This is a genomic window from Streptomyces luteireticuli (assembly GCF_041519305.1).
Lineage (GTDB): Bacteria > Actinomycetota > Actinomycetes > Streptomycetales > Streptomycetaceae > Streptomyces > Streptomyces luteireticuli.
In genome coordinates, this window is sequence record NZ_CP167927.1 from 7,708,604 (window position 1) to 7,729,552 (window position 20,949).

Annotated in this window: 19 protein-coding genes; 7 read left to right on the top strand and 12 right to left on the bottom strand. The window is 73.9% G+C overall.

Annotation, left to right across the window (positions count from 1 at the left end; all coding sequences use genetic code 11):
- Positions 1-36: 36 nt before the first annotated feature.
- The 5 genes from AB8735_RS34620 to AB8735_RS34640 form a co-directional block, all read right to left on the bottom strand.
- The gene (locus AB8735_RS34620) at positions 37-1,992 is read right to left on the bottom strand and encodes an FAD/NAD(P)-binding protein (RefSeq protein WP_372411591.1); all 1,956 of its coding nucleotides are present in this window, start codon (positions 1,990-1,992) and stop codon (positions 37-39) included.
- Between the two features lie 33 nt (positions 1,993-2,025).
- Entirely contained in the window at positions 2,026-2,766 is a 741-nt protein-coding gene (locus AB8735_RS34625) for a methyltransferase domain-containing protein (RefSeq protein WP_372411592.1), read from the bottom strand.
- 5 nt (positions 2,767-2,771) lie between these two features.
- A complete protein-coding gene (gene pabB / locus AB8735_RS34630) occupies positions 2,772-4,997 on the bottom strand; it encodes an aminodeoxychorismate synthase component I (RefSeq protein WP_372411593.1) in 2,226 nt (741 codons plus the stop codon).
- A gap of 85 nt (positions 4,998-5,082) precedes the next feature.
- Positions 5,083-6,639, bottom strand: coding sequence for an FAD-dependent monooxygenase (locus AB8735_RS34635; RefSeq protein ID WP_372411594.1), 1,557 nt, complete (start codon positions 6,637-6,639; stop codon positions 5,083-5,085).
- A 17-nt stretch (positions 6,640-6,656) separates the two neighbouring features.
- Positions 6,657-7,892 carry an MFS transporter gene (locus AB8735_RS34640; protein ID WP_372411595.1) on the bottom strand — a complete coding sequence of 412 codons (1,236 nt, stop codon included), beginning with the start codon at positions 7,890-7,892 and terminating at the stop codon, positions 6,657-6,659.
- Between the two features lie 91 nt (positions 7,893-7,983).
- Here AB8735_RS34640 and AB8735_RS34645 point away from each other — a divergent pair, with 91 nt between their 5' ends.
- Positions 7,984-8,451 (top strand): helix-turn-helix domain-containing protein, encoded by a 468-nt coding sequence (locus AB8735_RS34645; RefSeq protein ID WP_344020972.1) that lies wholly within the window; start codon positions 7,984-7,986, stop codon positions 8,449-8,451.
- Between the two features lie 11 nt (positions 8,452-8,462).
- Here the strand turns inward: AB8735_RS34645 and AB8735_RS34650 are convergent, their stop codons facing one another.
- Complete coding sequence (locus AB8735_RS34650) at positions 8,463-9,266, bottom strand: methyltransferase domain-containing protein (protein WP_344020974.1); 804 nt, start codon at positions 9,264-9,266, stop codon at positions 8,463-8,465.
- Positions 9,267-9,521: 255 nt separating this feature from the next.
- Here AB8735_RS34650 and AB8735_RS34655 point away from each other — a divergent pair, with 255 nt between their 5' ends.
- The gene (locus AB8735_RS34655) at positions 9,522-10,475 is read left to right on the top strand and encodes an FG-GAP repeat domain-containing protein (RefSeq protein WP_372411596.1); all 954 of its coding nucleotides are present in this window, start codon (positions 9,522-9,524) and stop codon (positions 10,473-10,475) included.
- 94 nt (positions 10,476-10,569) lie between these two features.
- Here AB8735_RS34655 and AB8735_RS34660 read toward each other — a convergent pair whose 3' ends face one another.
- Positions 10,570-11,346, bottom strand: a complete 777-nt coding sequence (locus AB8735_RS34660) for a class I SAM-dependent methyltransferase (protein ID WP_372411597.1) — start codon at positions 11,344-11,346, stop codon at positions 10,570-10,572.
- 151 nt (positions 11,347-11,497) lie between these two features.
- Here AB8735_RS34660 and AB8735_RS34665 point away from each other — a divergent pair, with 151 nt between their 5' ends.
- Positions 11,498-13,948, top strand: a complete 2,451-nt coding sequence (locus tag AB8735_RS34665) for a SpoIIE family protein phosphatase (RefSeq protein ID WP_372411598.1) — start codon at positions 11,498-11,500, stop codon at positions 13,946-13,948.
- A gap of 12 nt (positions 13,949-13,960) precedes the next feature.
- Here the strand turns inward: AB8735_RS34665 and AB8735_RS34670 are convergent, their stop codons facing one another.
- From AB8735_RS34670 to AB8735_RS34680, 3 genes are all read right to left on the bottom strand, one after another.
- Positions 13,961-15,277 carry a DUF2254 domain-containing protein gene (locus tag AB8735_RS34670; protein ID WP_372411599.1) on the bottom strand — a complete coding sequence of 439 codons (1,317 nt, stop codon included), beginning with the start codon at positions 15,275-15,277 and terminating at the stop codon, positions 13,961-13,963.
- A gap of 117 nt (positions 15,278-15,394) precedes the next feature.
- Positions 15,395-15,871, bottom strand: a complete 477-nt coding sequence (locus AB8735_RS34675; RefSeq protein ID WP_372411600.1) for a hypothetical protein — start codon at positions 15,869-15,871, stop codon at positions 15,395-15,397.
- 36 nt (positions 15,872-15,907) lie between these two features.
- Complete coding sequence (locus tag AB8735_RS34680; RefSeq protein ID WP_372411601.1) at positions 15,908-16,657, bottom strand: nucleotidyltransferase domain-containing protein; 750 nt, start codon at positions 16,655-16,657, stop codon at positions 15,908-15,910.
- Positions 16,658-16,815: 158 nt separating this feature from the next.
- Here AB8735_RS34680 and AB8735_RS34685 point away from each other — a divergent pair, with 158 nt between their 5' ends.
- Positions 16,816-17,253, top strand: coding sequence for a protein-tyrosine phosphatase family protein (locus AB8735_RS34685; protein WP_372411602.1), 438 nt, complete (start codon positions 16,816-16,818; stop codon positions 17,251-17,253).
- Between the two features lie 33 nt (positions 17,254-17,286).
- On the opposite strand, the gene AB8735_RS34690 is transcribed toward AB8735_RS34685, so the two are convergent.
- Positions 17,287-17,625, bottom strand: coding sequence for a cupin domain-containing protein (locus tag AB8735_RS34690; RefSeq protein WP_372411604.1), 339 nt, complete (start codon positions 17,623-17,625; stop codon positions 17,287-17,289).
- 281 nt (positions 17,626-17,906) lie between these two features.
- Between AB8735_RS34690 and AB8735_RS34695 the strand changes: the two genes are divergently transcribed.
- On the top strand, positions 17,907-18,962 hold the full coding sequence (locus tag AB8735_RS34695) for a CapA family protein (protein ID WP_372411606.1): 1,056 nt from the start codon (positions 17,907-17,909) through the stop codon (positions 18,960-18,962).
- A gap of 8 nt (positions 18,963-18,970) precedes the next feature.
- Here the strand turns inward: AB8735_RS34695 and AB8735_RS34700 are convergent, their stop codons facing one another.
- Positions 18,971-19,144 carry a hypothetical protein gene (locus AB8735_RS34700; RefSeq protein ID WP_372411608.1) on the bottom strand — a complete coding sequence of 58 codons (174 nt, stop codon included), beginning with the start codon at positions 19,142-19,144 and terminating at the stop codon, positions 18,971-18,973.
- Between the two features lie 266 nt (positions 19,145-19,410).
- Here AB8735_RS34700 and AB8735_RS34705 point away from each other — a divergent pair, with 266 nt between their 5' ends.
- Together AB8735_RS34705 and AB8735_RS34710 are read left to right on the top strand one after the other, a co-directional pair.
- Positions 19,411-19,977 carry a DJ-1/PfpI family protein gene (locus AB8735_RS34705; RefSeq protein WP_372411609.1) on the top strand — a complete coding sequence of 189 codons (567 nt, stop codon included), beginning with the start codon at positions 19,411-19,413 and terminating at the stop codon, positions 19,975-19,977.
- A 97-nt stretch (positions 19,978-20,074) separates the two neighbouring features.
- Entirely contained in the window at positions 20,075-20,914 is an 840-nt protein-coding gene (locus AB8735_RS34710; RefSeq protein WP_372411610.1) for an aldo/keto reductase, read from the top strand.
- The last annotated feature ends 35 nt before the right edge of the window (positions 20,915-20,949 follow it).

Below are 20,949 nucleotides of genomic sequence, written 5' to 3' on the forward strand. Positions count from 1 at the left end.
GCGCCTGGCAACCCTAAGGAGCGTACGCGACGGCCGCTACGGCACCACCGCCCGCTCCCCGAACGGATCCTCCGGCCGCGCCCGCCGCCCCAGCCCCACCGACAGGCACTCCCGGGCGATCGCGTCCGCGTCCCCCAGGATCACCGAGTCCACCCCCGGCCGTATCCCCGCCGCCGTCACCCAGTGCACCGTCTCCGTCGGCACCCCGAAGGCGAACCGGTACGGGTGCGGCCGCCCCGCCGCGTCCACCAGCCGGTACGGGCGCGGCGTCACCATCAGGCCCCCCGTCTCCACATGCCCGTCGTGCCCGGTCGGGATCAGATACGGCCGGCACGCCCCCCGCGCCCGCAGGTCCCGCACCAGCGGGTCGGTCGTGAGGCGCACGTCCACCTCCGGCAGCCGCGCCTCCACCAGCGTCGTCACCCGCCGCTCCGACCCGGGCACCGCCGCGGAACTCACCGCGAACCCCTCGGGCACCGGAACCACCCGCATCCCCGGCCCCACCAGCTCCACCACCCCCGCCTCGACCAGCGCGATCAGCTCCTCGATCCGGCGCGGCGGCGGGCCGATCGACAGGAACGCGTTCAGCGGCGTGAACCAGGTCTGCAGCTCGTTGCGGTATGACTCCCCGGTGATCCCCGCGTGGTCCACCGCCAGCCGCACCTCGTTGCGCAGGTCCCGCAGCACATCCAGGGCCGCCTTCAGCGGACCGTCCACATTGCCGCGGCGCGCCTCGGCCAGGTCCTCGCGCAGATAGCCCAGCAGCCACTCCTGGTAGGCCGCCGGACCCGTGAACTCCCGGCTCCCGTACGGCCGGCAGATCCGTTCCCAGTCCCACGCGTCGTCCCGCACGATCCCGAACCGCTCCAGCACCCGCTCGTCCACCGGAGTGCCGAACGGCTGCCGCGTGTACTCGTGCAGGAACGCCTCCCGCTCGGCCCGGCGCGCCCGCTGGGCCAGCAGCGTCGAGAAGTACACGGCCGTCACCTCGCGGTCGATCAACGGCCATACGTCCCGGCTGAATTGGATCTGCTCCCCGTCCCGGCGCCGTCTCCGCAGCGCCGCGATCCGCTCCTGGGTCAGCACCACCGGCCGGTGCCGGCCGAACGCCCCCTTCTGGTTCTCGCCCCGCGCGTGGTACGGAACGCCGCGCCGCGACCCCGCGAACAGCCGTGGCTCGTCGCCCGACGGCCGGTAGCGCAGCTGCCCGCGCACCCGGCGGAAGGCGCCGCCCCGGCCCTCCGTCAACAGGGCCACATAGTCGAAGAAGTTGAGCCCCAGCCCGCGCAGCGCCACCCGCTCGCCCGCCGTCACGGCCCCCAGATCCGCCTCCGCCGGACTGGCCGGCGGCAGATAGCCGAACCCGTGCCGCTCCGCGTGCTCCAGCAGCTCCGTCTCCTCCGCGCACCCGGCCGCCGGCATGTCCAGATGCCCCTGCGCCAGGACCACGCAGTCCACCAGCAGCCGCGCCCCCGTGTCCAGTGTGACGACCTGCGCCGCGCCCTCCGCCTCCGTCAGCCGCACCGCCCGGTGCCGGTGCAGCCGGATCGTCACGCCGTCCGGCGCGGTGCGCACCAACAGGTCGAGCACCCACGTCAGATAGCGGCCGCAGAAGGCCCGCGACGGATACGACCCCGGGCCCAGTTCCGCGGCCTCCGCCCGTACCCAGTCCGGCACCGCGCCCCGCGGCTCGCCCGGCACCACCTGCTTCGCCCAGTCGTACAGGCTCGGCCCCGGCCGGATCGGACCCTCGCAACTGACGCTCGGATCGGTGAACATGGTGACCTGCGCGGCCACCGTGTTCATCAGCAGCCTCTGCGACTGCGTGCTGCGCCACACCCGCCCGCCGGTCCCGAGATAGGGATCGACGGCGTGGACGACGACCCGCCGGCCGGACGCCCCGGCGTTCGCCGCCAGCCGTTCGACGACCGACAGCCCGCGCGGGCCCGCGCCGATCACGGCGATCGTCCTGGCCCGGGCACCGTCCACCACGGCCCTCGCTTCCGTACGGCTAACGGCAGATCATTACGGCTGACGGCAGATCATGAGGGAGCTGCGGGGCGCCTGCTGGTAGTCCGCCCAGAACGCGGTGGACCAGCGCTCGTCGGGCGGTGGCGTCCGCGTCGACTGCCACCGGACAGTCCCGAACCCCGCCTCCCGCGCCGCCTGTTCGTAGTCGGCGCGCTGCCACTCGTAGTACGCGAACGGCACCGGCGGATCGGACAGGAACTCCATGCGCATCAGCGGCGCCTCCCCGCCCGGGACCCGCTCCACCAGCCGGGCACCCGTCGCACCGGCCTCCTCCAGGAACGGGCCCGTGTTGGGGACGACCGCCAGCAGCGTCCCGTCGGGAGCCAGGTTGGCCCGGACCGCCGTGAACATCGCGCGCTTCACCGCCCGCGTGGGCGCGTAGTTGAACAGATAGCTCGCCGTCGCCACCGCGAAGCTGCCGAGCACCGGCAGTTCGGCCGCGTCCGCCACCAGGTACTGGATCCCCCGGGGGTCCTGCCGCTCCAGGGCCCGGGCCAGGCGCACCATCTCCGCGGAGACGTCCACCCCGATCACCGGGGCGGCACCCCGCCCGGCCAGCAGCCGGGAGATGTCCCCGTGCCCGCAGGCCACGTCCAGCGCGGGCCGCCCCCGCAGGTCGCCGCAGGCCCGGAGCGCGTCGAGGAGGGTGTAGGAGTCGGCGACGCAGAACGCCGCGTTCTCCTTCATCTCCGCGTACCGCCGCCCGATCACGTCGTACTGGGTCTTCTTCGTCATCTGCCTCACCTCGTACGGACCGGACCGGTCGTGCGGTGGACCGCCGCCCGCCGCATCGGGCTCCCCGCGGGATCCCCGCCCGGCAGGGCCTGGACGGTGGCGGCGGCCTTGAGCAGGATCTCGGCGTACTCCGCGGCCGGATCGGAGTCCAGCAGGATCGCGCCGCCCGTCCCGGCGGTCAGGACGCCGTCGTGCAGGACGGCGGTGCGGATCACGATGCTCAGATCCGCCGGGCCCGAGGCGGACAGATAGCCCAGCGCCCCCGAGTAGATGCCGCGGGGCCGCTGTTCGAGCCCGTCCAGGATCTCCAGCGAACGCAGCTTCGGCGCGCCCGTCATCGACCCCCCGGGGAAGCACGCCCGCACCCCGGCCACCGCGTTCACCTCGGGGCGCAGCCTGCCCCGGACCGTCGACACCAGCTGGTGGACCGTCGCATAGCTCTCCGTCGCCAGGAACTTCGGCACCTCGACCGTGCCGACCTCGCAGACCCGGCCGAGGTCGTTGCGGAGCAGATCGGCGATCATCAGGTTCTCGGCGCGGGTCTTGGGGTCCTCCCGCAGCGAGCGGCACAGCGCCTCGTCCTCGGCCGGGTCGTCGCTGCGCCGCGCCGTTCCCTTGATCGGCTTGCTCTCCACGGTCCGTTCGCGGTCCACGCGCAGGAAGCGCTCGGGGGAGGCGCTGAGCACCCACGTCCCCCCGAAGCGCAGCAGCGCGCCGTACGGGGCCGGGTTGAGGGCCCGCAGCCGGGTGAAGCAGGCGAGCGGGTCCTCGGGCGCGGGCAGGGTGACCGTGTTGGTCAGGCACAGTTCGTAGCTCTCGCCCGCGTACAACTGCCGTCGGCACGCGGCGATGTCGTCGAGGTAGGTGGCCTCGGGACGGGCCAGGGCGCGCTCGGCGCGGCGGGTGGCGGCCCGGACGTCGGGCGGCCGGGCGGGCGCGGACGGGCGCCGGGTGCGCGGCAGTTCGCGCACCGCCCGCGCCGTCGCCTCCAGCCAGTCCTCCGCCGCCTGCGGCTCGCCCGGCTCCTCCGGGCGGCACAGCGCCACCAGATAGGTGCGCCGTTCCTGGTGGTCGACGGCGAGGAAGCGGTCGCAGAACAGCCACTGCGCGTCCGGCGCGGCGGCCCGGTGGCCGTGCGGGGAGCCGCAGTCGGCCCGTAGTTCGTAGCCGAAGTAGCCGACGTAGCCCCCGGCGAAGTCGAAGGGCAGATCGTGCGGCGGGGGGACGGAGCGTACGCGCAGCCGCTCCTCCAGCACGTCGAAGATGCTGCCGGGGCAGGCGGTGGTCACGCCGTTGCCGTGCCGGACGGCCACCCGGCCCTCGCCGACGCGGTAGGTCAGCAGCTCGCCGAGCGGGCCCGAGGCGTCCCCGAGGAAGGAGAAGCGGGAGAGCCCCTCCTCGACATGGGCGCTGTCCAGCCAGAAGACCGGGTCGCTGTCGCGGTACAGGGCCGTGAAAGCGGCACGGGTGTCGGTCTCGCCGGGCAGGACGACGTACTTGACTTCCAACAGCGGTGCGCCAGGGGCATGTTGGGGGAACGCGTGGCGGGGGAGCGTACGTTGCGCCTCCCGCCGCGGGGGCCGGTACGCGGCACGCGCCAGGGAACGGAAGTTGTCCATCAGACGGGCGCCGTGCTCCGACGCCACCGACTCGGGGTGGAACTGCACGCCCCACCAGGGCCGGTCGCGGTGGGCGACCGCCATGACCACGCCGTCCTCCGCCCGCGCGGTCACCCGCAGCGCGTCCGGCACCGGCTCGGCCAGGCACAGGGAGTGGTAGCGCACCGCCGTGAACTCCCGGGGAATTCCGGCGAAGAGCGCGTCGCCGTCGTGCGTGACGGTGGTGAGGTGCCCGTGCCGGGGCCGTGGCGCCTGTACGACGTCGGCCCCGGCCTCCGCGCCGAGGCCCTGGTGTCCCAGGCACACCCCGAGCACCGGGAGGCGGCCGTCGAGCAGGACGTCGCGCGAGCGTCCGAAGTCCCGTTCCCTGCCGGGGCGTCCGGGTCCGGGGGAGATGACGGCCGCGTCGTAGGCGCGGAGATCGATGTCCGCCCATGCGGGGTCGTCGTTGGTGAGGACCTGGGGTTCCGTGCCGTATTCGGCGGCTATCAGCTGGAACAGGTTGTACGTATAGGAGTCGTAGTTGTCGACCAGGAGGACTTTGATGGCGGGCTCCCAGGGTTCGCACGGGACGGGGGACCCCTGCTGGGTCTCCCGTCGCCCCCGCTTCAAAAGCGGACGGAGCCCGGGCCATACGGATGGGTGCACGGCGTCGGCCGTTCGCCACGGCCGGGTTGCGGTCCGGCGCCCGCGCTGTTCAGGGGGATGCCGGGCCGGTGAGGGCGGTGCGGAGGGCGGAGCCGTCCGGCGGGCCGCCGCGCCAGCGGGCGGCGATGTGGCCGTCGGGCCGGACGAGCAGCGCCCCGTGCGGGCCGAGGCCGCAGGCGTCGGCGTGCTCGTGGGGGAGGGGTTCGACGCGCAGTGGCCACGGTGCGGTGCTCTGCCCTTCCCAGCGGGCGGGGTCCGGGGTGAGCAGGGTGAACCATGTGCCGAGGACGTCGAGCGTGGAGCGGTGGTGCGCGAGCGGGAAGTGGGGCATGCGGCGGCCCGGTTCCGCGGTGGGGACGTAGTCCGTGCCGCTGTCGGGCGGTGTGCCGCCGTCCGTACGGACGGCGGCGGAGCGGTAGGTGACGCCGAGCACGAGGCCGAGCTGGGCGAAGTACCGCTCCGACCAGGGGAGTTCGAGCCGCTCCGGCGCTGATCCACCGGCGCGGAGCTGCTCGCGGCGCCGCTGCTGCACCTGGAGCATGAGCTGGGTGTTGGCCACCGCCTGGCGGAGGGTCCGATGGGCGACGGGCCGTCGTTCCTCCTCGTAGGTGTCCAACAGGCCCGGATCCGCCCACCCTTGGAGCACACCGGCCAGTTTCCAGCACAGGTTGTGCACATCGGCGACCCCGGTGTTCATGCCGAGACCGCCGACGATGGGGATCGCGTGCGTGGCGTCCCCGGCCAGCAGGATCCGGCCGTGGCGGAAGCGGTCGGCGACGAACGCGTTCATCGTCCAATGCTGGACCCGCAGCACGTCGGCCCGTACGACGGTGCCGGTGCCGAGGGCCCGCGAGACGCGTCCGGGCCAGTCGGCGTGCTCCGCGTCGTCGGGCGTGGGGGCGAACCAGGCCCAGCCGCCTTCCGGGTAGAGCGGGGCGAACAGTCCGTGCGCGGTGAAGTAGACGCCGGCGGGCTGCCGGGCGCACCAGCGGCTCAGGTCGGCGTCGAACACGACGGTGGTGAAGCCGCCCATCGGGCCGGGGCCGGCGGTGCCGATGCCCAGCCGCTGCCGGACGGTGGAGTTCGCACCGTCGGCGGCGAGGACGTAGCGGGCGCGGACGCGGGTCCGTCCGCCGCCTGCACGGTCGGCGAGCAACGCCACGACGCCGTCGGCCTCTTCGGCTTCGGCCGGACCGACGAGCTCGGCCCCGAACCGCACGGGTGCGTCCGCCGCGGAGAGGAGGACGGGTTCCAGCCGGTCCTGCGAGGTGGCCACGCCGGTCACGGGACTCTCGGGCACCGGTGCGTTGATCCCGATCATGGGCGCCGTGGCGAAGTCGGGGTCCTGCAGGGTGTCGCGGAAGCGGATGCGGCCGTACTCCGGCGCGAACGCACGGGCCGTGATCGTGTCCGCGATCCCGAGCCCGCGGAAGATCTCCATCGACCGCACATTGATGAGCCGGGACCGGGGGAAGGGCGACAGCTCGCCGTGCTTCTCGACCAGCAGGGTCCGCACGCCCCAGCGCTCCAGGAGCGCCCGGGCGGTGAGCCCGACGGGCCCGCCGCCGACGATCAGCACCGCCACCTCGGTGTCCGCCACGGGCATGTCGGGCTCCCTTCCGCTCACTTCGCAGTGTGCGCGGTGTGCCGGGTCGTCGCCCACAGGAGCAGGGCGGCGCAGCTGAACGCCGCTCCCAGCGCCGTCACCCCCGGCCAGCCGGCCGCGGCATACGCGAGCGAGGAGCCGATGGCGCCCAGCGCGCTGCCCGCCGAGTAGAAGACCATGTAGCCGCCGATGATCCGGCTGCCGGCGTCCGGGCGCACCTCGTGGATGAGGGTCTGGTTGGTGACGTGGACGGCCTGAACGGCGAAGTCCAGGAGGACCGCTCCTATGGCCAGTGCCCATAGGGACTGCCGGGTCAGCGCCAGGGGGATCCACGACATCACGAGCAGCCCCAGTGCGACGCCGGTGGTCCGCTGCGCGAGGCCGCGGTCGTTCCAGCGGCCGGCGGCCCCCGCCGCCACGGCTCCGGCGGCCCCCGCGAGCCCGAACGCGCCGATCGCGGTGTGCGACAGCGACCACGGGGGACCGCTGAGCGGCTGGGCGAGGCTGCTCCACAGCGTGCTGAAGGAGGCGAACAGCAGGAACGCGAGCCCGCCGCGGATCCGCAGCAGGGGGTGGCGGGCGAACAGGGAGACGGTCGAGCGCAGCAACTGCCGGTAGGGCACGCCCGGTTGCGGCGGACCGCCGGCGGGCAGCGCGCGGCGCAGGAGTACGGCCAGCGCCGCGGTCACCAGGGCCGAGGAGAGGTAGACGGCACGCCATCCGGCCAGGTCGGCCAGGATGCCGGCCACCGTGCGGGCCAGCAGGATGCCGGTGATCACCCCTGTGGTCACCGCCCCCACGACCCGGCCCCGGAGGGCCGCGGGGGCGAGGGCGGCCGCCGCGGCGACCATCGTCTGGGTGACCACGGCCAGCAGCCCGATCACCGCGAGGGCGGCCAGCAGGACCGCGGCGCCGGGCGCGAGCCCGGCGGCGAGCAGCGCCGCCGACAGCAGGCCGAGCTGGAGCGTGATCAGCGCGCGCCGGTCGGTCAGGTCCCCGAGGGGGACGAGAAGCAGCAGGCCCGCCGCGTATCCGGCCTGGGTGAGGGTGACGACCACGCCGAGCAGGCCGGAGCCGAGCGAGAAGCGTTCGCCGAGCGTGACCAGCAGGGGCTGGGCGAAGTAGACGTTGGCCACCGCGCAGCCGCAGGCGACGGCGAAGAGCAGCACGAGGCGCGCGGGAGGCGGGCCGGGTGGTGCCGCAGTGGCCGGTGGTGCGGTCTTGTGTCGTGTGCTGGGGCCGTCGCCCGGCATATGCCCTCCCAAGTTGGTTGCAACTTGCTACCCGGGTGACCGTAGACGCTTGAGGTAGCATGTTGCAACCAAATCGAGGAAGGGGGGCGCGATGGTCGCCCGCACCAGGTTCGACACCGACCCGTGCCCGGTCGCCCGGTCGGTGGACTCGATCGGCGACTGGTGGTCGCTGCTCATCGTGAGGGACGCCTTCGACGGCAGCCGCCGCTTCGTCGAGTTCCAGCGCAGCCTCGGCATCGCCAAGAACATCCTCGCCGCCCGGCTGCGCACACTGGAGGGGGCCGGAGTGATGCGCCGGACGCCCGCCGCCGACGGCGGCGCCCACCAGGAATATGTGCTCACCGAGAAGGGGCGCGACCTCTTCCCCGTCGTCGTCGCGCTGCGCCAGTGGGGCGAGGCGCACTGCTTCGCCCCCGGCGAAGCGCACTCACGGCTCCTCGACCGCGAAACCGGGCGCCCGCTGCGCCCGTTGGACGTCCGGTCCGAGGACGGACGTCCGGTCGGCCCGCGGGAGACGGTCGTGAAGAAGCTCGACGGCGGTGGCGCCGCCGCCCGCTGACGGCGGCGCCGTTACTCCGGCTTCCTGCCCTGGACCGAATACATCAGGCACGACGTCGCGAGGAAATCGGGGTGGGTCATCACCCGCCGCGCCGCGTCCAGTTGACCCTCCGTCAGCCCTGCGGCGAGGAAACGGTCGCGCAGGTGGCGCGTGTTGTGCACCTGGAGCGCCGTGCCGGGGGAGCCGGCGCGCCACTGCTGGACGTCCGGCTCGGCGTCGATGCCGGTCAGGCCCGCCTCGTGCATCACGGTGGCGGCGCGGCGGCCCCAGGTCAGATCGACGCCCGCCGACTCCAGGAGGCGCACCTTGGCGTCCAGGTAGGCGCGGTACGCCGCGGCGTCGGTGCAGCCGCCGACGGGGATCAGCGGGCCGTACGTCGTCTCGTCGAAATCGTCCAACTGGAGCCAGCCGCCCGGGCGGAGGGCGCGCACCAGGCGGTGCAGGACCGCCTCCCGCTCCGGCAGGTGCAGCAGGACCAGGCGGGCGTGGACGACGTCGAAGGCGTTCTCCGGCAGGGGGTCGGCCGTGATGTCGTGGACGGTCACCCGCAGGCCGGGGGAGGGCGGTACGTGCCCGGGCTTGATGTCCGTCGCCAGCACCGAGCCCGCCGGGGCGACCCGCGCGGCCAGCCGGCGGGCGACGCTGCCGCCGCCCGCGCCGACCTCCAGACAGCGGGACCCCGGGCCCAGCGGCAGCCGGGACAGCCGGCGGACGGTGAAGCCGTCGTACGCCGCCGCCAGGCAGCGGTGTTGCTCGGCGGCGTGGCTGTTGTCGTTGTCGAAGGCGTAGCCGGGCGGAGGTGTCGTGGCCGTCATGCCGTCCCCGGGGTCGTCGTCGTATGCGTCGACCGTACCGGTTGTACGTGCGTTCTGCGCCGCATGGCGTGAACTGTCTTGCAATCAAAGGCAATTGCCGGGGTCTGATGGTTGGTGGACGCTTGAATCACGTCGTTCATCCATGGAATCCGGCCGTTGGGGCTCTCCCGGCCGACCGCTGGAGAGGGAAGCGCCCCTAGCATCGTGCGCGGCTCCCGGGAACTTCCCGGGCGCATGTGTCAGGGAGGTATTCCTGTGCGCACCTTGAAGGCAGCCGTAGCCGCACTCGTCCCGCTGGCCCTGGGGGCGTCCCTCGCCCTCCCCTCGACCGCCTCGGCCGCCGCTCCGGCGGGTCCGGCGGCGTTCGGCAACTTCCTTCTGCAGACCGGCACCGCCCTCCACGAGACCGACGACACCTTCGCCACCACGACCACCGACTGGGACCGCGACGGCCGCCCCGACCTCGTCGCGGTCAAGAAGAGCAACACCGGCACGAACAGCACCGAGGTGCACATCCTGTCCGGTGCGAGCAACTTCCAGCGCTTCGCCCTCCAGACCGGCACCGCGCTCCACGAGACCGACGGCACGTTCGCGTTCGCCTTCACCGACTGGGACCGCGACGGCAGACCGGACCTCGTCGCGGTGAAGAAGAGCAGAACGGGCACCGGCAGCACGGAAGTCCACATCCTCTCCGGTGCGAGCAACTTCCAGCGCTTCATCCTCCAGACGGGTACGGCGCTGCACGAGACGGACGATTCCTTCGACTTCGCGGTGACGGACTGGGACCGTGACGGGCGTCCGGACCTGGTGGCGGTGAAGAAGAACCGGACGGGCACCAACAGCACCGAGGTGCACATCCTGTCCGGTGCGAGCAACTTCCAGCGCTTCAATCTCCAGACGGGTACGGCGCTGCACGAGACGGACGACTCGTTCGACTTCGCGGTGACGGACTGGGACCGTGACGGGCGTCCGGACCTGGTGGCGGTGAAGAAGAACCGGACGGGCACCAACAGCACCGAGGTCCACGTCCTCTCGGGCGCGAGCGGCTTCCAGCGCTTCGCCCTCCAGACCGGCACCGCGCTCCACGAGACCGACCGGACCTTCGAGTTCTCCGTCGCCGACTGGAACCGCGACGGCCGCCCCGACCTCGTCGCGGTCAAGAAGAGCAACACGGGCACCCACAGCACCGAGGTCCACATCCTCGGCTGACCTCCGCACGTCCCGCGAAGGCCCTCCCGGCCACTGGAACGGAAGACGGACCGGGAGGGCCTTCCTGCCCGGGTGCGACGCCGGGCGGCTCGCGTTACCCTGCCCCGCCCGTCCCGCCCGGCTTGCGGGCCTCGATCAGGACCCGGGAGGAATGCGCCACGAACGGCCCCTCCTCCTCGATCCGGTCGTGCAGTTCGCGCAGCCGGTCGCGGTACTCCCCGACCGTGAAGCCGGGCACGGTCCAGATCACCTTCCGCAGGAAGTAGACCACCGCCCCGATGTCGGAGAACTCCATGCGCAGCCGCTCCATGCGCACATCGACGACGTCGAGGCCCGCGGCCCGCGCCGCGGCCGTCTCGTCGTCGGGGTGGCGCTTGCGGCGCGCCGCGGGCTGCGGGCCCAGGAAGTACTCGACGAGCTCGAAGACCGAGGCGGGGCCGACGTGCTGGGCGAAGTACGTGCCGCCGGGGCGCAGCACCCGGGCGATCTCCGGCCACCACACGGTGGCCGGGTGCCGGCTGGTGACCAGGTCGAACGCGGCGTCCGCGAACGGCAGCGGGGGCTCGTCGGGGTCGGCCACCACGACGGCGCCCCGCGGGTGCAGCAGGGCGGTCGCCCTGGCGACGTTCGGCGGCCAGGACTCGGTGGCGACCATCGTCGGCGGCAGCCGCTCCGCCCCCGCCAGGACCTCGCCGCCGCCGGTCTGGACGTCCAGGGCGGCCGAGGCCCGCGACAGCCGCTCGCCCATCAGCCGCTGATAACCCCACGAGGGGCGCTCCTCGGTGGCCCGGCCGTCCAGCCAGGAGAAGTCCCAGCCGTCCACCGAGACGGACGCGGCCTCGGCCACCAGAGCGTCGAAGGTATGTGACATAACCCCATCCTTACGGCAAAACCGCAGGTCGGCCAAGGGATTTTCGCCCGCCCCGGCGAGGCCGGAAACCGCCCCCGGCGGGCTCTCCGAAGCGCGCACGGCCCGCGCACCCGGCACTGTGGAAGGGGTGGCCGAGTGAAGGAGACCGGCGATGGCGGACGGACCGATGACGCTCTTCAGCGAGAGCCCGGAGGACCCGTTCTCGGCCGCCCACGCAGCCCTGGCCGTCGTCGACCACCGCGGCGTCGTCACCGGCTGGGGGGCCCGCACCGAGGACCTGCTGGGCCACCGCGCCGAGGACGTGCTCGGCAAACCCGCCGCGGACGTGCTCGTCGCCCACCGCGACCAGGAGGACGTCGCCGCGGCCGCCGCCGACTGCGTGCGCGGGCACGGCTGGTTCGGCGTCGTCCCGCTCCTCCACCGCGACGGCCGGCGCGTCCACGTCGGCATCCGCGCCCGCCGTGTCATCCGGACGGACGCGTCCCCCGAGTGGTTCCTGGTGGGCGCCGCCGCCGAGGCGGTCGTCCAGTGGGAGACCGACCGCTCCGTCCTCGACGGCCTCTTCCGCCGCTCGCCCATCGGCATGGCCGTCCACGCCCCCGACCTCAGCGTCCTGCGCGTCAACCGCGCCGTCGCCCGTATCGCCGGCATCCGCCCCGACCAGGCCGTCGGCCACCGCACCGGCGACTTCGTCGTGGCCGCCGACGCCGAGACCGTCGAGGGCCGCCTCCGCCAGGTCCTGGAGACCGGCCGCCCCATGATCTTCACCGAGCAGCCCTGCCGGCTGCGCTCCGACCCCGTACGCGGCCGGTACGTCTCCGTCTCCGCCTTCCGCCTCAGCGACTCGGCCGGACACGTCCTCGGCGTCACCCAGCTCGTGGAGGACGTCACCGAACGCCACCGCGCCCGGCTGCGCCTGGCCCTGCTCAACGAGGCCGGCACCCGCATCGGCACCACCCTCGACGTGGCCACCACCGCCCGCGAACTGGCCGACGTACTCGTCCCCGAACTCGCCGACTGCGCCTCCGTCGACCTCCTCGAACCCGTCAGCCGCGGCGAGGAACCCTCCCAGGGCGCCGCCGGCCCGGTCCGCCGCTCCGCCCTGAGCTGCGTCGTCCCGGGCGCCGAGGAACTGCTCCACCCCGTCGGCCGCCGCATCGAGTTCCCGCCGGGCAGCCCCCAGGCCCGCTGCCTCACCGAGAAGCGCCCCCTCCTCGTCCCGCACGGGGCCGGACCCACCGGGGTGGCCGCCGTCGCCCAGGAACGCGCGGGCCGGGCCCCGGACCCCGCCGTCCACTCGCTCATGCTGGTGCCGCTCGTCGCCCGCGGCCTCGTCCTCGGCCTCGCCGTGCTCTGGCGCGCCGAACGCCCCGAGGCGTTCGAGGCCGACGACCTCACCCTCGCCGGGGAGTTCGCCGCCCGCGCCGCCGTCTGCATCGACAACGCCCGCCGCTACACCCGCCAGCACCAGGCCGCCCTCTCCCTCCAATGGCGGCTGCTCCCGGGCGAGATGCCCGACCTGCCCGCCGCCGAGGTCGCCCGGCAGTACATCCCGGCCGGCGCGGCCGAGGGCGTCGGCGGCGACTGGTTCGACATCATCCCGCTCTCCGGCGCCCGCGCCGCCTTCGTCGTCGGCGACGTCATCGGCCACGGCATCGACGCCGCCGCCACCATGGGACGGCTGCGCACCGCCGTCCACACCCTGGCCGAACTCGACCTCGAACCCGAGGAGGTCCTCTCCCACCTCGACGACCTCGTCCACCGGCTCGCCGCCGAACAGGAGGCCGCCAGCCATGACTTCCCCAACGACCAGGTGACCGGGGCCAGTTGCCTCTACGCGGTCTACGACCCCGTCTCGCGCCGCTGTTCCCTGGCCCGGGCCGGCCACCCACCGCCCGCGCTGGTCACCCCCGACGGGCAGGTCACCTTCCCCGACCTCCCCGCCGGTCCGCCGCTGGGCCTGGGCGGTCTGCCCTTCGAGGCGGCCGAGCTCGAACTGCCCGAGGGCAGCCTGCTGGCCCTGTTCACCAACGGACTCATCCAGCAGGCCGTCATCGACATCGACGCCGCGCTCGCCCGGCTGGCCGACCAACTGCACTCCGTCGACCGGCCGTTGCCCGAACTGGCCAAGGCCGTCGTGGAGGCCCTGCTGCCCGCCCGCCCCCTCGACGACGTCGCCCTCCTGCTCGCCCGCACCCGGGTGCTCGGCCCCGAGCACGTCGCCACCTGGACCCTGCCCTCCGACCCGCGCGCCGCGTCCAGCGCCCGCGGCCTGGTCGCCGACCAGCTCGCCGCCTGGCACCTCGACGAACTGGCCTTCGCCACCGAGCTCGTCGTCAGCGAACTGGTCACCAACGCCTACCGCTACGCCGACGGCCCGGTGACCCTGCGCCTCATCCGCGGCCCCCGCCTCATCTGCGAGGTGTCCGACACCAGCAACACCTCCCCCCACCTCCGCCGCGCCCGCAGCACGGACGAGGGCGGCCGCGGGCTGTTCCTGGTCGCCCAGCTCACGGAGCGGTGGGGGACGCGCTACGAGCGCGAGGGCAAGACGGTGTGGACGGAACAGCCCCTGCCGGCCGGGGCGGACACGCCCCAATGACCACCGCTTGCCCTACCCGGCCGCCCGCGGCGCCATGAGCCGGGCACCGAGCTCACGGACCGCCACGCGGTCGGCGGGCCGGGCGATGCGGGCCTCCGCGTCGGCCAGGACGAGGCGGACCTGCCCGTCGACCGCGGCGCGCCGGTCCGCGTCGGTGACGGACGCGGCGGCCGTGGTCAGCAGGCGCAGCAGCGCCAGGCACACGGCGGGCTCGCCCGCCCCGTAGCGGCGGATCTGGCCGCAGGCGAGGTCGAGGTGGTCGGCGAAGGCGGGCCCCGCGACGGCCACCCTGACCACGCCGTCCCGGTCCGCCCGGACGTCGTCCCCGAGGGGCCGCCCGGCCAGCATGCCGACGACCACGGAGAGCCGGTCGAGCGTCTGGACGCCGGTGTACGGGTCGTTGACCGCGGGGGAGAGGGCGCGCAGCGCGATGTCGACGAGCTGACGGATGCCGAACATCGTGTCCTGCCGCAGGGTGCGCTCCGGCCCGATCTGCACGGTGTGGTGCAGGGCGCGGGCCAGCGCGGGGACGTCCCGCGGCGGGCCGCCCCCGCGCGACCAGGCCAGGGCCAGCGGCTCCGGCCCGGCCACGACGTGGTCGCCCACCCGGGCGACGAGCGCGACCACGGCGTCCTGCGCCGCCGCGGCCCGCAGCAGCACCTCGGGGTGGACGGTCTGGACGTAGCCGGAGCGCGGGGCGGTCAGCACGACCGCCTCCGGGGGCGGGGCGGGGCCCGTGCGGTCGGTGCCGGGGCCCTTCGCGGTGTAGGCCCGCACGGTGCGGGCGGCGGCCGCCGCCACCGAGTTCATGATCGTGTCGATCTTGATGGAGTGCACGATGTGGTGCACGAAGAACACCAGCATCCCGAGGCTGAGGAAGAGCAGCGCGATCGCCCCGGTGACGGCGAGCCGCGGGAAGTCCGCGGTGCCGGTGGCGCGGACGGTGTAGAGCCCGGCGGCGCTGTAGGCGAACGTGGCGATGAAGGTGGCGAGCACCACCTGGTTGGGGCGGTCGCGCAGGAAGTTGCGCAGGAGCCGGGGGGAGAACTGGGTCGAGGCCAGCTGGAGCGTGACGATCGTCAGACCGAGGACCAGCGCGATCACGGTCACCACGGTCGAGGCGATCGCGATCAGCGCCTGGCGGGCGTCGTCGGCCGTGCCGGCGAAGGCGAGCGGGCGCAGCACGGAGTCCGGCGGGATCCGCACCCGGGAGAGGAGGCTGCCCGCCACCAGCGCCAGCGCCGCGGCCGCCGCCGGGAGCGCCCACAGGGCACCGCGCAGATACTCCCCGAGCGCCTCGGCCCGGGTACCCCGTCGCACCGGCCGCATATGTCGACCTCCTGCCGGCTGGCTGCCGTTCCTTGCGGCCAGGCTCTCCCGCGCCCCTCCCCACCGCGCGCGCATCTCCACCGGACGGCCCAACCGGACGCGTCCTGCGGCCCGGTCTCAGCCGGATCCCGCGGGGACGGGGCCGGCGGGGTGCGCGCTGCGGGTCCGGCGGCGGAAGGAGACGAGGCCGACGGCGCCGGCCGCGGCGAACCAGAGCAGCTGGAGCCCCAGGCAACTCCAGACGGGCGCGGTGCTGAAGCCGGCACCGGCACCGGCCTGCACGGCTCCGTAGGACGGCAGGTACTTGATGAGTCCGCTGCCGGCTCCCGGCATGTAGGTGGGGTTCTGCAGGCTGACGTCGATGCCGCTGGCCATGACGATGACGAACATGCCCTCGACCTCGCGGCGCAGGAGGGAGGCAAGGGCGATGCCGAACGCCCCGTACGTCACCGTCGCGCACAGCAGCGCGAGGGCGAGGGGCACGGGCTGGCGGGGCGTCCAGAAGAAGCGGAGGAGAAAGGTGGCGTAGAGCGCGACGACCGCCGAGGCCGCGGTGAGGGTGGCGAGTTTGGCGAGGATCGGATGGTTTCTCATGGCTCGTCGATCACGGCGGGCCGGGGCAGCCGGTGATCAGGAAGCAGCCGCGAACAGCTCCTCCGCCTCCGCCACCGCGCGTGCCAACACCCCGGGGTCCGGCCGCAGTTCGGAGACGATCGCGTCGACGCCCCGCAACCCCGCCCGCTCCAGCAGACGTTTCTCGTTGGTGACCCACTCGCCACGCGCGGCCAGCACCGCATGTGCCGTCTCCGCGGCGGCGACGGCCAGCGCGCCCGCGACCTCCGTGGCCCGGCCGTGGCGGACGTGGGCGGCGCCCGCGTATCGGAGCGTCATGGCCGCCCGGCCGCGCCACATCGGCGGGGCCGTCGCGCGCAGCGCCTCCGGGTAGCCGGGGCGGGGGAGGGAGCCGCTGAGCACCGTGTTGAGGGCGAGTTCGGCGACCACCAAGTAGCTCGGGATTCCCGCGAGATGGAACATCAGCGGCTCCCAGTGGAAGCGCCCCCGGCGGGCCTCGGCGAGCTCGTGCTCGACGACGTCGAGGTCGCGGTAGTGGACGTCGACGCGCCGGCCGTCGACGGTGAACCAGCCGCCACCGTTGAAGACCCCGCCGCCCCAGCCGCCGATCCCGGACACCTCGCCGTCCCAGCCGACGGCGCGCAGGTCGTCCGGATCGAAGCCGCCGCGGTAGTACAGGGCCAGGTCCCAGTCGCTGTCCGGGGTGTGGGTGCCCTGGGCGCGCGATCCGCCGAGGGCGACGGCGTACACGCGGGGGAGCGCGGCGAGTTGACGGGTGAGACGGTCCAGGAATTTCTCGTCGTTCATGATGCGCCCATCGTACGGAGGTGGGGCGGCGGTGCTGCCGCCCCTCGCGCTGTCGGTTCGCGGTACCTCACTGACGGTCCCCGACGGGAGAATGTGACAGCCCTGGGCCGACGCCACCCCGGACCCCTGACCCGTCGGGCACGCCCTAGGGTGGGCACATGTCCGAAACCTGGGATGACGGCGCCACCGGCGTCCTGCGGCTGCCCTCCGGCCGCCTCGTCCGCGGCCGCGGCCTGAGCCGCCCTCTCCCCGCCGGCCCCGGGCCCGGCTTCGCCGTGTACCTGCTCGGCAAGGAACCGCCCCGAGTCGACTGGGAGGCGCGCTGGTTGCGCTGGCCCGACTTCCGGCTGCCCGCCGACGACGACCGGGCGCGGGCCGTCCTCCGCGAGGCATGGGAACGGGCCGCCGGCGAACGCGTCGAGGTCGCCTGCGGCGGGGGCCGGGGGAGGACGGGTACGGCGCTGGCGTGCATCGCCGTGCTGGACGGCGTCCCCGCCGGGGAGGCGGTGGCGTATGTGCGCCGGCACTACGACGCGCGTGCCGTCGAGACGCCCTGGCAGAAGCGGTACGTCCGCCGTTTCTCCCCCGCCGGGTGAGCAACACCCGCTCCCGCGCGGCCGGTTCGGCCGTCACTCCGGGTCCGCGAGGTGCTCGACGATGACGAGCGTGCCCCGGCTGCCGGGGCCGACGGCGTGCTCGACGCCCGCCCCGACGACGTACATCTGCCCCGCGCACACCTCCACCCCGACCCCGTCGGCCACCAGGTGCAGCGTGCCGTCCAGCACCAGCAACGCCTCGGCCGTCCCGTGGGACTCCGGCTCCAGGGCACGCCCGTCCATCCGCAGCACCTTCAGCCCGACGCCACCGATGCCACCGACGCCACCGGCGCCCCCGATGCGCCCGAGCAGGCGCGAGTTCCAGGCGCCGGGCAGTTCCGCGGCCGTACTGCGCAGGTCGACAAGGCTCATGGCATACCTCCGGCGGGTCGCTCCGCAGGGGGCGACCGTGTTCGTGATCAAGGGATGGCAGTGACGTTAGGGCACGGCGCGGGGGCGACGGTCGACCGTTCGGCAAAACCTCCCGCCGGGTGACCACTTCGCGCCGTGGACGGCGGCGTGGCCGGTGAACCGTGGTTCGGCTGTGCCCCCGGTACACGGGGGCGGCGAAGCCGGTGTGCGCGGCCTCCATGTCTTCGGGGTATGGCTCGCGTATCGATGTGCTCCGCGAGGGGCCGGAGGAGGGCGAGCGGATGAGTGAGACGGCCTGTCACGAGGATGCTGCCGACACGTTCAGCGTGATCGCCGGTGGCGACGTGCTGGTCCACCCGCCGGTCACGGACCAGGCCTTCGCCGACGCCGGGGCGGCCGGCGGTACGGAGCCCGACTTCCGGCCGATCCTCGCGGGGGTCAAACCGGCCGTCTCCCGGGCCGACCTGGCGATCTGTCACCTGGAGACCCCGCTCGCACCCGCACACGGCCCCTTCGCCGGATACCGCCGCTTCAACGCTCCGCCCCAGATCGCGGCGGCCCTGAAGGACCTGGGGTTCCACACGTGCTCGACGGCCTCGAACCACACCCTCGACCAGGGCGAAGCGGGCGTGCACCGCACCCTGGAGGCACTGGACGCGACCGGGATCGGACACACGGGGTCGGCCCGGAGCGCGGCGGAGGCCGACCGGCTCAACGTCATCGACGTCAAGGGGGTGCCGGTCGCCCACCTCTCCTACACCTACGGCTTCAACGACACCGCCCTGCCGGACGGCCGTCCGTGGCTGGCCAACCTGTACGGGGACCGCGTCCTCGCGGAGGCGCGCCGGGCCCGGGCGGCGGGCGCCGAAGCCGTGATCCTCAGCATGCACTGGGGCCGCGAGTACCAGAGCCCGCCCAGCCCCCGCCAGATCCGTATGGCCGCGGAACTGACCGCGGGGCCGGAGATCGACCTCGTCATCGGCCACCACACCCACGTCGTGCAGCCCTTCGAGAGGGTCAACGGCAGATGGGTGGCGTACGGGCTGGGCAATCTGATCGCCCGCCACCGCGTCCCGCGGGGGAGCACGGAGGAGGGCGCCATGGCGTGGTTCCGGTTCGTCCGCGAGGGCGGGCGGTGGCGGGTCCGCAGCGCCCGCTGCCTGCCCGTCCTCATCGAACTGGACCGGGAGATCCGTACCGTCGACCTGGCCGCCGCCCGCCGTGATCCGGCCCTCCCGGCCGACCGGCGCCGCCGCTACCGGCAGGCCGGCGACCGCATCCGCCGCGCCGCCCTGGGCCGGGGAGCCGGGAACCCGGGTCTGCGGGAGCCGGGTTGAGCCCTGCCTCAGGGGCGCTCGGCCATGGGGAACGCGTCCTCGGACCAGACCGCGCGCCCGTCTTCCCACAGGGACAACTCCGCCTCGATGTCGAGGAGGGGCACGGCCAGGGGAGCCTCGTGAGGGGAGAGGCCGCGCCGCGGCAGGTCCGAGAGGCCGAAGTTCCGGCAGATGAAGCGCACCGCCGGGCCTCCGCAGGATCCAGGGCCCCTCGCATGTCCGGGGCGCATGTCCGGGCCGTCTCAATAGGGACAATCGTGTCGAATCGCGGCAACGGCTCCGTCGTCGGGCCATGCGGCACCGGGATCATCCGGTGGTCTGTTTCCGGCATGGATGGAATGGCAGGGCCGGGCGTTTCCCGCGCGGGGAGGCGGTGCGGCACGGTGAGGGGGCCGGCCCGTCCGGGACGGCACCGTCACCGCCCCTGCACGGACAAGAGGCCCGCACCATGCCGAAGGTACTGATCACGACCGGCGACGCCGGCGAGGTCCTGGAGGTCCTCCACCCGTACTGGCGGCTCCAGGAGGAGGGCCACGAGGTGCACATCGCCGCCCCGTCCCGCAAGCGGCTGCAGCTGGTCGCCCACGACGGTGCCGCCGGTTTCGACACCTTCACCGAGAAGCCCGCCCACACCTGGCCGGGCGACGCCGCCTTCGGCGAGATCGACCCGGCCGACTACGCGGGGCTGGTGGTCCCCGGCGGCCGCGCCCCGGAGTACCTCCGCCTCGACGAGGACTTCCGCCGCATCGTGCGCCACTTCTTCGACCGGGACAAGCCGGTGGCGCACATCTCCCACGCGGCCGTCGCGCTCGCCCCGCTCGGCGTCCTGGCCGGCCGGCGCACGACCTGCTGGCCGGCCTGCGCACCCGACGTCCAGGCAGGGGCCGGCACCTTCGTGGACGAACCCGTCGTCCTCGACGGCGCCATGGTCTCCGCCCAGGCGTGGCACGCCCAGGCGCCCTGGATGCGCCACTTCGTGGAACTGCTGCGCAGCGGCGTCCACGCCGCGGTCTGAGACTCCGCACCGCACCGGCGAGCCGCCGCCGCCTCCCTCGCCGCCCACCGCCCGGCGGCCAGAATGACGATCACCAGTGAGAAAGAGGAATCCCGTCATGACCGTGAACCCGACCGTCACCCTCAACAACGGCGTACCGATGCCGCAGCTCGGCTACGGCGTCTTCCAGATCCCCGACGCGGAAGCGGCCACGGCCGTCGGCACCGCCCTGCGCGAGGGCTACCGCAGCGTGGACACCGCCGCCGTCTACGGGAACGAGGAGGGCACCGGCGCGGCCCTGGCCGCCTCCGGCATCCCGCGCGAGGAGCTGTTCGTCACCACCAAGCTGTGGAACGGCGCCTCCACCACCTGGACCCGCGACCTCGTCCTGCGCGAGTTCGACGCCTCCCTCACCCGCCTCGGCCTGGACCACGTGGACCTGTACCTGATCCACTGGCCGCACCCGATGCGCGACGAGTACCTCACCATCTGGCGTGCCTTCGAGGAGATCGCCCGCAGCGGCCGGGCCCGGGCGATCGGCGTCAGCAACTTCCAGCCGGCGCAGCTGCGCCGGCTGATCGCCGAGACCGACACCGTCCCGGCCGTCAACCAGATCGAGCTGCACCCCTGGCTGCAGCAGGCGGAGCTGCGCTCCCTCCACACCGAGCTCGGCATCGCCACCGAGGCGTGGTCGCCGCTCGGCCAGGGCAAGCTGCTGGACGCCCCGGTGCTCGCGAAGATCGCGGCCAAGCACGGCCGGACCCCCGCCCAGGTGGTGCTGCGCTGGCACCTGCAGCTCGGCAACGTCGTCATCCCCAAGTCGGCCACGCCCTCCCGCATCCGCGAGAACATCGACGTCCTCGGCTTCGAACTGGACCAGGACGACCTCGGCGCGATCGCCGCGCTCGACAACGGCACCCGGCTGGGTCCCGACCCGGACACCTTCGACGCGAGCTGACCGGGCTTCCCCTCCCAGGACCCCGTACACACATC